The sequence below is a fragment of the Niabella terrae genome, from assembly GCF_054783135.1.
Genome location: NZ_BAAGRD010000040.1, coordinates 57,279 through 70,943, shown reverse-complemented (window position 1 = coordinate 70,943; position 13,665 = coordinate 57,279). Strand labels below are relative to the sequence as shown.

The following is a 13,665-nucleotide window of genomic DNA, read 5'->3' as shown; positions in this document are numbered from 1 at the left end:
TCAGGCCGGCCCACCAGCGCCTGTTCGGGACTTCCTTACGGAATGCGCCTGACGGAAGGATAAGCGACAGACACAGGAAGAGAGGATTCCCATATCATGCACCCGTGCCTAAGATCAGGCTGTGCTAAAAAACATCCCCGAACAGCAGTAATAATAAGGATCGAATGGCGCTTTTGAAAAGAGGTTATCAGGGTATAAAAAATCGGAGGACAGCTTAATTACTGAAGCAATTAAAAGTAAGATACAAAAAGTATCCGGGTTCTTAGTCGTCAATTCCACAGTTCAAACCAGCTGAGAAAACACAGCAGGTAAAAAATATTTTGAAACAGCTGCGTTTTTTGGGTTACCATTTTTTACCATCCGTATTAAAGAAAAACTTTTATAAAAATATTTTTTTACTGAAAGTTTGGTGGAATCAAAAAAATTGTTTCAACTTTGCACCGCAAATAAAAAAGAATAAAATGCAACTCAGAGATAAACATATTCATTCAACGGAAAGCTTTGCCCGCTGGGGGTACAGCCGGACGGGGATGGTTTTATCTGTTGCGTTTTTATAATAACGATCTTCACGATAGCTGTACCCCGCTCTGAAAGCGGGGTTTTTTTATCTCCCCAATAATCAAGATTGTTCCGCCTTTGTAAAATGGTTTTATGTAAACAATAACACAATACAAACGATAAGTGCTGCTCAGTGATTACCAACGGTAACACAGTAAATAGATATTGCTGAATGCCCATTTATTGTTAGCAACTTATTGCGATATCTCTGCGGCGCTGACAGCGTTAAGATGGAAACAGGATTGTTTCAGGCTGATGTCTGAACCGGTCTTTGTAAGGGGTGGGGTTTGTGTTTTCAAAAAGAATAGAATGAAATTTTTAATCATTGTACTGGTCATATGCGCTTTGTTGCGCTTACTCAGACCTGCTGCGGCCGAAGGCACCCGGGAATGCCCGGATAAGCGGGCGCGTCGCCCGCATCCTGCGGAATCAGGTATCCGTAGTTGATCCTTAGCCGCGAAAACAGGGCAATGCAATGGCCGCTCCGGGACGCATCTCAACCGGGATGTGCCACAGTAGGCCTGCCAACAGCAGGGACAGCAGCAATTACTGGTTCGTAGCTCAACAGTGTCAGAGCACCGGTCTTTTACACCGGGGGTTCGGGGTTCGATCCCCCGCGGACCAACAAGGATGGGCCCCCAAAAGCAGGGCAGTTGTCGTGAGGAACCAGGGATCAGGTGCCAATGGCCGCGAACAAATAGGATCGGCAAGCCAGGGGCCCGGCTAAAAAACAGTTTGAAGAAAGAGAAAAATGATATAAAGATGGATCAACAATGGAGAACCTTTGACGGAAGGCGACTCGGTCGCTCCCTCGAAGAAGAAGTAAGAGCGCTATTGCTCAGGGAATCAGAAGCCGGACACCAGCTGAAAGTCTGTATTGGTACGGACAGCCAGGTGAAAAGCAGGGAAACGGAATTCGCAACGGTAATTGTCTTTATTAGACGAGGCCGGGGTGGTTTTATGCTCATCAGCAAAGAACGCTCCAGGCAAAGGATGCGGATTAAGGAAAGGATGTTGGCGGAGGTACAGAAAAGTATCGCCACCGCCTATGAGCTCTGTGATGTTTTTACCGCTTTTAATACCGATCTGGAATTGCACGTTGATATCAATACCAATCCCGCTTTTAAGAGCAATGATGCCCTGAGCGAAGCGATGGGATATATCAATGCCATGGGCTTCGCCTGCCGGGCAAAACCAGCGGCTTTTGCCAGTTCCTGCTGTGCCAATAAGATGGTGCAATAACCCGTGTAACCGGCCGGATATAAAGCGGGATGATACAATAATATTATTGCCTGAGGGCAGAAGAGGCTATAGCTCCGGTATACATAAACCAGGTAGCTGTATGACAGGCAGCACAGTGCAGGCGGTTGTAACCTACTGTATGCTGTTGTGCATATGCGGAGCATGGCTAAGAACGCGGCAGACAGGGGTTCGATTCCCCTTCGTTCCCAGGGACGATAGCTCAGTGGCAGAGCAGTTGCACCACTGCGGGTTCGAATCCCGCTCCAGTGTCCTATTGGATAGTTCAAAGGTAGAACATCAGAGCTTTAATCTGAAGGCAAAAGCAGCGCGCACTGCTAATATGCGTACAGCGACAGACCGGAACGGCAGCAGCGGATGGAACCGGGTTCCTTCGATCTGCACCGTTTGCCCGCCAGCAGCCGGCAGCAGCTATTAAGACCGCGAATCGTTCAGCCTACAGGCTTTAGGGATAGCAGGGCTATCGCAACAGCCGGTCCGCCTGAGGGGATTCGGACTTTTTATCGCTTGCCGGCTCCGCGAGGCCAGCGGCAGCCGTTTCGGTACCGAGCTGTTTTAAAAGCAATTTTTTAATTAGAAATCAATAGAAATGAAAAGGGTAAAAATCAATGCCTACCAGTTGGGACTGGTATTTAAAGACGGTGTTTATGAAGAACTGTTGGAGGAGGGTGTCTACTGGCGTTGGAACCGGAAGATCATCCTTTATGAACGGCAGGGGGCTTTCGAAGCGCCGGTGGCCCTGAACCTGCTATTGCAGGACCCGCAACTGGCGGCCGCACTCGAAGTGGTGCAGGTGAAAGATCACGAACTGGCCATTCAGTTTGAAAATGGTTTGTTGAAAGCGGTTTTGCAGGCGGGGGAATATGCATTCTGGAAATCCGGCGCCATCAACTATCAGTTTGTGCTGGTAGATAATTCCGTGCTGGAAATTCCCGATCAGCTTGAACCTGCTTTGCTGCAGCACCCGATCTTATCTCCCTATGTGAGGGTCGTGGGTGTGGAAGGCCATGAAGCCGCGGTCTTGTTTGTGAACGGGCATTATGAAAAACTGCTGGAAAGCGGTTATTATTACTGGTGGAGAAATGCCATGGATGTTCGGATTGTGCGGGTGGATTTGAGACGACAGCAAATGGAGGTAAACGGGCAGGAGATCCTTACCCATGATAAAGCCGCTTTACGGATTAATGCCTGGGCACAGTACCGCGTGGCGGTGATTGAAAAGGCCGTATTACAGCATAAGGACTACGAAAAACAGTTGTACATTGCTGTACAGTTGGCTTTGCGGGAATTTGTGGCCGGCTACCGCTTTGACGAATTGCTGGACAAAAGGGCCGAACTGGCACCCTTTGTGTTGCAGGCGGTACAGCACCAGGCCCGGGATATGGGCGTGGAAGTCCTAAACTTTGGTATCCGTGATATTATACTGCCTGGGGAAATGAAAGAAATCATGAACCAGGTGCTGGTAGCGGAGAAGAGAGCGCAGGCAAATTCGATTACCCGCAGGGAGGAAACTGCGAGCACCCGGAGCCTGCTGAATACTGCCCGGTTGATGGAGGAGAATGCGATGTTGTGGAAACTGAGGGAAATGGAACATGTGGAGAAAATTGCGGAAAAAATCAGCCATATCAGCGTTGGTGGAAACGGGGTTTTAATCGATCAATTAAAGCAGCTCTTTTTGCCAGCTCAATAAGCATGCATCCGTCATTTAGTTGAATGGCGGATGCTTATTTTCAAAAATAATTGTACCCGAATAAAGATCGGTAGCAATAAAAACAAAGGACATGAGTAAACTTACAATTAGCGGTAAAGAACTAAGGGCGATCGGATATCCCGAAGGTCCGGTGATATCGGTGGCAATGCATACCGTACAAAAAAACTTTAAATATTCAGAAAAAAAACAGGTCCTGGCGTTATTGAAAAAACTGCTGATGACACCGGAGGATTATCTTGCCGATAATTGTCTCGGCGTTATTGCAACCAGGCTGGTACCGGAGCCGGCTTCAAATGAAGGTGCAGCACTGTCGCTGAACAAGGCGGGGATTTCATTTAATGTATTCGGCGCCGAGCATATTGGGGAAGGCGCCATGCACCAGATGTATCAGGCGGCGAAGCTGCCGGTTGCGGTTGCAGGGGCGCTGATGCCCGATGCCCATCATGGTTACGGACTGCCTATTGGTGGCGTATTGGCCACCGACAATGCAGTCATTCCCTATGGTGTGGGCGTGGATATCGGGTGCAGGATGTGCCTGAGTATTTTTGACATCCCGGCAGATCAGCTGGGGCGCCGGGAAGATTTTCTCGTGCGCGAACTACAGGCCGCGACCCTGTTTGGCAGCGGCGCCCAGTTTGATAAGGCGACAGACCATGGTATCATGGAGCACCCCTTGTTTACCGAAATGCCCCTGCTCCGAAAACTTCATGGCCGTGCCTGGAAACAGTTGGGCAGTTCGGGTTCAGGCAATCATTTTGCGGAGTTTGGCCTGGTAAGCATTGAGGCGCCGGATGAGAAGTTGGCTGTGACACCGGGTTCTTATATTGGATTGTTGACGCATTCAGGATCCAGGGGGCTGGGCGCCTATATCGCCAATCATTATACCAGGGTGGCCATCAGTAAAAGACGATTGCCGCAGGAAGCAAAAAACCTGGCATGGCTGGATTTGGATGAATCTGAGGGGGCGGAGTACTGGCAGGCCATGAACCTCGCAGGCGACTACGCTTCGGCCTGCCATCAGGTTATCCATGATAAGATCGCCAGGCAACTGGGGCGGCCGCTGAAACGGGTGGAAAACCACCACAATTTCGCCTGGAAAGAAGAACTCGAAGGGCGACAGGTCATTGTGCATCGTAAGGGCGCGACGCCGGCAGGCGCCGGTGTACTGGGCATTATTCCAGGCAGTATGACAGCCGATGGCTTTATTGTAAAAGGCCGGGGACTTGCCGCAGCGGTCCATTCTGCCTCTCATGGTGCAGGCCGGCAAATGAGCCGGAGCCAGGCGATGCAGCGCATCACTGAAAAGCAGTTCCGTCAGGAACTCGAAAAAAGAGGTGTGCGCCTGCTGGGTGGTGGTCTTGATGAATCTCCCTTTGCTTATAAAGACATTCATCAGGTAATGGAATCCCAGAAAATGCTGGTAGATATTGTCGGCAGGTTCACCCCCCGGATTGTGCGAATGGACGGTGCACCACCAAAATTTCGATAAGGGGTGATCAATCAGCGGATAATGAGCCTGATCATAGGGAAGCGGGAATGCGCCGGCGAATGCCCGGCCATTTCCTCTTTTTAGATCAATTTCTTTTCCAGCGCCATTTTTACCAGTACGGCGGTATTACGGGCACCCAGTTTAAACAACAGGTTTTTCCGGTAACCACGAATCGTTTCCGGGCTGAGAAAGATTCGTTCACCGATCTCCTGGTTGGTCAGCCCTTCGGTAATCAGACGAAGCAACTCGCGTTCCCGCGGACTCAGCCAGATGTTTTTTTCGGGACTGCGCCGCATCAGTAAATCTACTTCATGACTCAGGAAACTTTGTCCGGCGGCTACCGCCTGGATACCTGCTAAGACTTCCTCTGTCATGGCATTCTTAATCAGATAACCCGAAGCGCCATTCTCCAGCATTTGCCTGATGACGGCATATTCAGTATGGGTGGTGAGCGCCAGTATCCTGAGGGAAGGGAATGCTTCCCTAAGTTCTCTACAAAAATCGATGCCGCTTTTATCCGGAAGCCCCACGTCCAGCAAAAGCACTTCAGGTTTCCAGAAAGGGAGCATACGCAGGCATTTCTCCGTTGTATGGGCCACGCCCACGACCTCCGCCAGATTGGATTCTTCGATCAGACTCTTTAGTCCTTCGGCAAGTATTTTATGATCGTCAACAATCGCTACCTTAATCATTGCTGTCTTTTTTAATGACCAGGTCCACATGAATCTCAGTGCCCTGTCCGGAGCTGTAAATATTTAGTTCACCGCCAAAAGCAGTAACCCGTTGGCGGACATTTTTCAGACCCATGCCCTCCGTAGTTGCTGCCCTGTCAAAACCTTTGCCGTCGTCCTGTACGGTAAAAGAGATCCGATCGGTCTCCTGTACCAGCTGGACATGGATCTGGCTGGCTGCTGCATGTTTCAGCGCATTATTGACCAGTTCATGGATACAGCGGTAGATCATAATTTCCATTTTTTCCTCCAGTCGCTGTTCATTACCGAAATAATGAAATTCAGCAATAGGAATCGCCTGGCAAAAATCGGCCAAGGAGGCGCGCAGGCCAAAACGTAGCAGCGATTCCGGCATCATATGGTGCGCCACCCTCCGGAGCTCCTTTATGGAGTCGTCCAACATGCCCAGGGCCGTTTGAAAACGAGACGCATCCACTTCTTCTATAAACGCATTTCCGCGTACCACCGGCAGATTGACTTTTACCATGGATAACATACTGCCCAGCCCGTCATGCAGGTCCCTGGCCAGCCGGCTGCGTTCGGAAGCTTCTCCATCCAGGGCCGCCTGGACGGCGACCAGTTGTTTTTCCTGCTCGAGCCGCCGGGCTTTTTCGTCAGCGAGTTTTCTTTTATTGACAGCCAGCCGGTATCGGACCAATGCAAATGCGAGCAGCGCCAGTAAAACCAATACGCCAGCTATACCGAGCCATATAAATAATCGATGCTGTTTTTCCAGGGCGTCTATTTTGAGCTGTTTTTTTTCTGTTTCGTACCGGACTTCGGTATCAGAGACGGCCTGATGATATTGTTGGGTGGTGTACAGCTGAGAGATATCCTTATACTTTCCCATATAGTCGAGGAAACTTTCGGATGCTCCCAGATAACCACTGCTTACTGCCAGATTATAGTACACATTCCGGGTAATATTTTTGTCGGTCGAATCCGTGGCCAGGACTTCTGCTGCCAGGCGCGCAGCCGCAGCAAATTTTTTCTGGTTCAGCAGGGCATTGGAACGAATCATCAGGGCCTTGGCCAAAAGAACAGGCATACCGATTTTCTGGGCTGCGGTGACCGCCTCCAGGGCAATCTTTTCAGATTGTATATAGTCTTTATGCCTGGCGTAAACTTTGGCAAGGGTCAGCCGGGCATTGGTTGTCGCCAATTCATTTCCGAGGGACTGGAAAATTTCGACGGCTTTAAGGCCGTAGTTTACAGAACTGTCTTTGGGTTGGTTTTGCTCAAGGCTTATATCGCACATCGACAGATAGACGCCTGCCAGTCCTTCCTGATCATTGAATTCCCGGGCCAGCCCTTCGGTTATCGTAAAGTATTTAATCGCCTGATCATAGTTTTTCATCACTTGATAGACGCCTGCAATATTGCCGTAAGGAATGGGCAATTTATCCCGACGATTGTTGTTGTCATAAATATTTGCAGCGGCAAAATAATGCTGAAGGGATTGGTCATACTGTCCCTGAGCCCGGTAAATATTTGCATAAGCATTGTGATAAGAGGCTTCCATTTGGTAATCCTTCAACCTCCCGACAACCGGCTGGCCCTTGTCCAGTTCGAGCAGCGCTGAATCAAGATCTCCTTTGATATAATAACCCGTTCCCAGGCCCTTATAAAAAACAGCCTGCATTTTATGATCATTGGTCTTTAGGGCAAGTGCCAGTCCTTTTTTTCCGAAGTCCAGCGATCGCTGTACATCACTGGTGAGCCATTTCCAGTTCAGGTCATCATATATTTTTAATTTTTCCGCGTCTGACAGCTTTTTGTGAACGAGGAGCTGTTCCAGTGAGTCTGTGACCTGGCCCAGGCCCAGCGCAGGAAGCAGAAGAAAACTTATCAGGAGATACAACGTTTGTTTTTGCGTCATCTGAAGATAACTTCTAAAAGACATAGACCTGGTATTGTAATTATAAAATGGGTTTATAGGTAAAGATAGAGGTTAAGGGGCTTCAAAAAACCCCCTTTGAGGGGTAGTTGCCGCTCGGCCACCGATCTAGATTTGCGGTAGTAAACCCGACCAGCGATGCCGGTACCGGCTGGTCCATTCGGTATCGAACATTTTTTAAACAATAAATTTATGAAGATGAGAAAGAATAGCAGTTTTTTGGGGGCACTTGCCCTGATGATCCTTTTTGTTTCCTGCAGTAAAGGCGATTCAGAGAAGGAAGGCGGCGGAGATGCCTGCTGGTATCGTCTGGTCCTGGATGGCCAGACCGTGGAACCGAACCGGTTTGGACAGGATCGTCTGGTATTGACATCTGGCGCCGATGTGAACGACCCGGCGGAGCAGGCATTTGGATTTCGGATTGATCAGGCCAAATCGGGAGGATCCGATCCGGCCATACTGAATCTGGCCGGTCCTGCCCTGCTGAATTCCCAACTGGCTCCCGGCGTCTATCCGGCCGCTGTTTTTTCAACAACCGCATTTCATACCGGCGGCTTTGCACTCTGGCCTTTTTATGGATTTGCAGCGGATGATCATAACGACCTTGGTCAGGTGAATGTGGAGTTGTTAGAAAACTCAGATCGGCAGATCAGGGTGAAAGCCTCCGGACTGCTGACCCGATACAATGAAGACTTTAAGAAGGACGGTATGGCGGATATGACGCTGGAGATTACCATGGGGCGGAAGCATTATGCCGAGATGTCTACGCAGGGGGTGCTTGGAGGCGGTGCTGTTTGTGATTGCAAGTAATAAGATCCGGGGTTGGATACGAAAGGAAAGGTTCATTTGAAAGGCTTTGAAAAATAAGGGGAACTGCACCCCTGCTGCTTCCCGGATTCTTTCGGTATCCTGTCTTCCTGAAGACGGGATACATGGCTTACGGCCGACCATCGACCAGGGTGGGCGAAGGCTGGGAGCCGGCAGATCCTCAGTAAAATAATACATCAGTTCAGTGTTCAGGTACATGAAAGGATGCTGCCTTCCGATTAATTTTACACGGCTTCCGATACGGAGCCGCCAATCGTCTCCGCTGCTGTCTTCCCTATTTGCCAGGGGGGCGCTGCAGTGATATCATCGGAGTTTTAATTCAAGCCATTATGATAAAGCAGGTTCCTTTTATCCCGATCATTGTTTTTTTGTGTTTTTTCAGCCTGGCGGGGGCGCAGCATCCCGTACTGAAAGTAGACCTGAATGAGACGACCCGTAAACTGAAGGAAATTAACGAACCGGGATATACTTCCTGGCAGTTCCGACCAGGGATAGCGGACACCTTTCGTAATAATGGCGTTCAGGTCATTTTTAGAAAAATCCATAGTCCTACCGGAACGCTGGCCAGCTCCTGGTACAAACTGAGCATGCAAGTGCCCTATTTTGCCCGGCTGGTCTCTGATGGCATTTCAGTTAAAGACGGCGACCGGCAAGCGGTGATTGAAATGCGGATCAGCGGGTTACCCACCGGCCGGCACAGCCTGCTGACCTATCATAACCTGTCACAAAGCGGCGCGCAACAGGATTTCAGCCCGATTGCCATTTATAGTGGCAACCGGCAGCTCGCCGAAGTCCTGCCCACCGTAAGAGCCCTGCGTAATGAAGATGCTGCCCAAAGCTATATCGATCTGCCGGCCCGTGCCGGTTCCGATATCATCCTCGAATTTCGTGCCACCGATTCCCGTTCCGCAGCGATCAGAAATATCGTGATCAATGGTTTTGAAATCAATACACCTAATCCTGCTTTACAGGCGGGGCGGCCCTTTCCGGCCTATAGCGACGAACATGTGGAACTGACCGGCCGCCGGCTGCAGCTCAGCTGGCATCCCGCATCCGGCGTCCGGGAGCATGCTATTTATTTTGGCCGGGATTCATTGGAGGTGGCCTCCGCTACGCCGGCATCTCCCACTTACCGGGGCCGGCAGACCGACACCGTATTTCAGAGCCCCGAACTGTACAGCGGCGATCATTACTATTGGCGGATAGATGAAATCACCGCTTCCGGGTCTACCCCGGGAGATGTCTGGTATTTTCGCCCGGCGCAAACAGCCTTCCCCGGCGCCGAAGGATATGGCCGTAATGGCCGCGGCGGCAGGGACGGTAAAGTGGTGCATGTTACAAATCTGCGGGATGACAACCAGCCGGGCAGTCTGCGTTATGCGGTTGAGCATCTGTCCGGACCGCGTACGATCGTTTTTGATGTGGGCGGCATCATTACCCTGAAGGACCGATTGACGCTGACGGACGATTATGTGACCGTTGCCGGTCAGACGGCACCGGGAAAAGGGATTTGCATTAAAGGCGCCCCATTTGGATCTACCGGCAATGATTGTATCATCCGGTTCATGCGGGTGCGACTGGGCGCAGGACGAACTTTCGACGGTATGGGGCTGACGGGTGCCAATCATTCCATTATGGATCACTGTTCGATCAGCTGGACCATCGATGAAGCCTTTAGTTCCCGGGGTGCCCTGAATATTACCCTGCAGCGGACCCTGATTTCTGAGGCCCTGAATGCCGCAGGTCATAAAAACTATGAACCTGGCAAACAACATGGTTTTGCGGCTACCATTTCGGGCTATACCGGCAGCTACCATCATAATTTACTGGCGCACTGTGCCGGCCGAAACTGGAGTCTGGGCGGCGCCCTGGATGGGGATGCGCATTATTCGGGCTATATTGATATTACCAATAATGTCGTCTATAACTGGAAACATAGAACTACTGACGGCGGATCCCGGGAAGTAAATTTTGTGAATAATTATTATAAACCGGGGCCGGCCTCCGAGAAATTTTATGCCCTGACCATGCAACATGAGGGCGTTGGCCTGGGAACCCAACGCGCCTATTTTGCCGGCAATGTAATGCCCGGTCATTTTGACGAACTGCATCAGGAGAAAGGCAGAAATACGACCTGGAGTCGGGGCGAGAAAACTCATTATGAAACCTATGTGGACCAGCCTTTTTTCCCTTCACTGGTGACGACTCAAACCGCCAGGCAGGCCTATAAGGACGTCCTTTCTGACGTGGGCTGTACCCAGCCCTTTTTCGATCTGCATGATCAGCGCATTATTCGTGAAACAAGGGACAGCAGCTTTACCTACCGGGGCAGTAAGACTGGTCTGCCGGGACTGCCCGATCACCAGCAGGACGTGGGTGGCTGGGAAGACTATCCGGAGCAGCACCGCGAAGCCAACTGGGACAGTGATGGTGATGGTTTGCCGGATTGGTGGGAAGCGCTAACGCATACCAACAGCCGGTCCGGCGTTGGTGATTTCAGCGATGCCCATTTGGATGAGGATCGCGACGGTTATACCCGGCTCGATGCGTATCTGCACTGGATGGCACTGCCGCATTATTTCAGCCGGGGTGAGCAGCTGAAGATAGACCTGGCAGCCCTTACCCGCGGATATACCCGGGCACCGCAGTACCGGCTGGTGAAAGCCGAAAACGGTAAGGTCGTTATTAGCGGCACGCAGGCGGTATTTCAGCCGGCCAGGCCCGGTCTGGCCAGCTTTAGCTTCGAAGTCAGGGACAGTGACGGCGACAGCATGATCCGGCAGGTGAATATCCGGGTGGAGAAAGCTACTGCGGCACTTTAGTCTGGAGGCCGGGTGGCCGGGCGGCAGGGTCTTTTCCCCAATCCGTAGGCTGGTCGGCCAGCACGAATTCCAGCCGGCCGCCGCCCATGATCATCCGGTAACTGATATAATTAGGCAGATAGGGCCGGCCATTCCACCGCACTGATTGTATATAGTCTCCGCTTCCGTTCCCGTGCCGGATGATTTCAAATTTTTTCTTTCCGGGGATCTGCAAAATAACCGAATCAAATATCGGGACCGTTAACAGGTAGTGGCCCGATACCGGATCCACGGGATAAAATCCCAGGCTGGCAAATACATACCAGGCACTCATCTGGCCGGCATCATCATTGCCACTCAGGCCGCCCGGTCCGTCGCTGTATTCTTCCTTAAGAATCCGGCTTACCTGTTGCTGGGTTTTGTAAGGCGCTGCCGTATAATTGTACAGAAAAGGGATCTGATGCCCGGGTTCATTACCATGCCAGTATTCTCCTTTGTCGAACAGGCTGTCCAAAGCCTTTTCCAATGCATTAGTACCGCCCATTAAACCGGCCAGTCCGGGGATATCATGGGGAACATAAAAAGTATATTGCCGGGGCGTGCCTTCCGTGATATAGGGCTCCCGTTGGTCGGGCCGGAAGGGCTCATACCAGCTGCCATTCCTGTAACGACCTCTGACCAGACCTACGGCGGTATCGAAGACCTTGCGATAATTGAATGCCCGGCCTCGTAATCGTTGGTAATCATCGGTCCTGCCCAGCGACCGGGCGGTCAGGGCCAGCGCATAATCATCAAAGGCATATTCCAGGGTGCGGCTGACCTGTTCCCGATGATGAAAAGCTTCGGGCACAGTATCCTCCATCGGAATAAAGCCGTATTTGCTATAGGAAATCAGGGCCCGCCGGCCCAATCCATTTTTATAATCCGCATTGTCAGGACGGTCGAAAGCATTTTTCCGCATGTAGTAATAGGCTTTTTGGATATCATAGTCGCGGATGCCTTTTTGGTAAGCGCCGGCAATAAAAGCAGTGGCATGGTCGCCAATCATGGCGGCCGTATAACTGTTCCAGCAGGGAAAGACCGGCAGCCAACCACCACTTGCTGCCTTGGCTATCAAGGATCGGATCCATTCATTGATCAAATCGGGTGAGAGGATTTCAAAGAGTGGCAATTGGGCGCGGTAAATATCCCACATGGAAAAATCATCATAATAATGACCCCTGGACATCCGCAGCAAACGACCCTTGCTATTAAAGGCAGGATAGCTGCCATCCACGTCACTGAAGAGCCGGGGTTGCTGCATGGCATGATAGAGCGCGGTATAAAAAATACGTTTTTGCTGCTGATCACCGGTCACCACTTCAACCTGACCCAGGGCCTGCTCCCAGGCACGGGCAGCTGCCTGACGAACGGCTTCAAAGGGTTGATGATGGATTTCTGCGCTCAGGTTGTTTCGGGCAGCCGCCAGGCTGCTGAAGGAGGTGCCGATACGGACCTGCAATCGCTGTCCTTTTTTTAAGGACCACCCGATATAAGCGCCCAACCCTTTCTCATCCCGGCGCACCGGCTTCCCGGAAATACCGGCCGCACTGAAGCTGCCGCATTGGGAAGAAGGCCGGTCGAATTCAATATAAAACCAGCCACTGAAACCCGCAGATTCTCCCCAGCCCTGATAAATACGGTGTACCGGATTATACCCCCAGACCGTTCCCGTCTTTTCATCTATCTGAATAAAACCTTTCGCTTCGTCACTATTGGGCCGGATCAGCAAGTACAGGCTGTCGTCCTGTTCCAAACGCAGCTGCAACATCCCACAGCGCGGGCTGGCAGTCATTTCTGCCACCCAGTCGGCCGTTTTTACCCGGTAATAATCCGGGCGGGCGGTTTCCTGCTGATGGGAGAAGGCAGCGGCATAAAGGGCCGGGTCGGTTTTCAGCTGGCCGGCCACCGGCATGAGGCTGAAGCTGCCGTAATCCTGGGTACAGGAGCCGCTCAGCCAGTGCGTGGCCCGGAATCCTGTTAAGAAACTGTCGCGGTAGTAATAAGGTGGGACACATTTATTTTCTGTAAGCCGGGTCTCCGGCGTCCACTGGGTCATGGCAAAAGGAAGGGTGACCGCCGGAATCGTATTGGCGTTTTTCTCGCTACCCGCCTCACTATGCTTCAGGGCCGCAGGCGTAGTGGCTGCGGCGGTACCTGAAAGCGGTTGCACATAATCAAGGAATTGCTGAGCCCTTGCCAGTCCAAAATAAATACAGCAGCCGGATAGCAGAGCCCCTTGTAGAAAATAGGATTTCAGAGTCATCTGTTCATATATTTTGACCGCCGTCCGGATGGATCAGCGCCGGTAAAGTTAAGTCGCTGCCGGCCGGAACACCAGGGCGGGATTG

Annotated in this window: 10 protein-coding genes and 2 tRNA genes; 9 read left to right on the top strand and 3 right to left on the bottom strand. The window is 51.3% G+C overall.

Annotated elements, in window-relative coordinates:
* Positions 1-320 precede the first annotated feature (320 nt).
* The 7 genes from ACYVI9_RS17255 (at position 321) to ACYVI9_RS17225 (ending at position 5,018) form a co-directional block, all read left to right on the top strand.
* The gene (locus tag ACYVI9_RS17255; protein ID WP_460767112.1) at positions 321-557 is read left to right on the top strand and encodes a hypothetical protein; all 237 of its coding nucleotides are present in this window, start codon (positions 321-323) and stop codon (positions 555-557) included.
* Positions 558-867: 310 nt separating this feature from the next.
* Positions 868-1,005, top strand: a complete 138-nt coding sequence (locus ACYVI9_RS17250) for a hypothetical protein (protein WP_460767110.1) — start codon at positions 868-870, stop codon at positions 1,003-1,005.
* A gap of 103 nt (positions 1,006-1,108) precedes the next feature.
* Positions 1,109-1,183: transfer RNA gene (locus ACYVI9_RS17245), tRNA-Lys, on the top strand.
* A 137-nt stretch (positions 1,184-1,320) separates the two neighbouring features.
* Entirely contained in the window at positions 1,321-1,800 is a 480-nt protein-coding gene (locus tag ACYVI9_RS17240) for a ribonuclease H-like YkuK family protein (protein ID WP_460767108.1), read from the top strand.
* Positions 1,801-2,009: 209 nt separating this feature from the next.
* Positions 2,010-2,074, top strand: a tRNA-OTHER gene (locus ACYVI9_RS17235).
* Between the two features lie 333 nt (positions 2,075-2,407).
* Complete coding sequence (locus ACYVI9_RS17230; protein WP_460767105.1) at positions 2,408-3,508, top strand: slipin family protein; 1,101 nt, start codon at positions 2,408-2,410, stop codon at positions 3,506-3,508.
* 91 nt (positions 3,509-3,599) lie between these two features.
* On the top strand, positions 3,600-5,018 hold the full coding sequence (locus ACYVI9_RS17225) for an RtcB family protein (protein ID WP_460767102.1): 1,419 nt from the start codon (positions 3,600-3,602) through the stop codon (positions 5,016-5,018).
* Positions 5,019-5,098: 80 nt separating this feature from the next.
* Here ACYVI9_RS17225 and ACYVI9_RS17220 read toward each other — a convergent pair whose 3' ends face one another.
* Entirely contained in the window at positions 5,099-5,710 is a 612-nt protein-coding gene (locus ACYVI9_RS17220) for a response regulator (RefSeq protein ID WP_460767098.1), read from the bottom strand.
* Positions 5,703-7,652 carry a tetratricopeptide repeat-containing sensor histidine kinase gene (locus tag ACYVI9_RS17215; RefSeq protein WP_460767095.1) on the bottom strand — a complete coding sequence of 650 codons (1,950 nt, stop codon included), beginning with the start codon at positions 7,650-7,652 and terminating at the stop codon, positions 5,703-5,705. Before ACYVI9_RS17215 ends, ACYVI9_RS17220 begins: the two co-directional genes overlap by 8 nt.
* Before the next feature lie 192 nt (positions 7,653-7,844).
* Between ACYVI9_RS17215 and ACYVI9_RS17210 the strand changes: the two genes are divergently transcribed.
* On the top strand, positions 7,845-8,456 hold the full coding sequence (locus ACYVI9_RS17210) for a hypothetical protein (protein WP_460767092.1): 612 nt from the start codon (positions 7,845-7,847) through the stop codon (positions 8,454-8,456).
* 347 nt (positions 8,457-8,803) lie between these two features.
* A complete protein-coding gene (locus tag ACYVI9_RS17205; protein WP_460767090.1) occupies positions 8,804-11,296 on the top strand; it encodes a hypothetical protein in 2,493 nt (830 codons plus the stop codon).
* On the opposite strand, the gene ACYVI9_RS17200 is transcribed toward ACYVI9_RS17205, so the two are convergent.
* Complete coding sequence (locus ACYVI9_RS17200) at positions 11,280-13,580, bottom strand: GH92 family glycosyl hydrolase (RefSeq protein WP_460767087.1); 2,301 nt, start codon at positions 13,578-13,580, stop codon at positions 11,280-11,282. The two genes, ACYVI9_RS17205 and ACYVI9_RS17200, sit on opposite strands and share 17 nt — an antisense overlap.
* Positions 13,581-13,665: the final 85 nt, after the last annotated feature.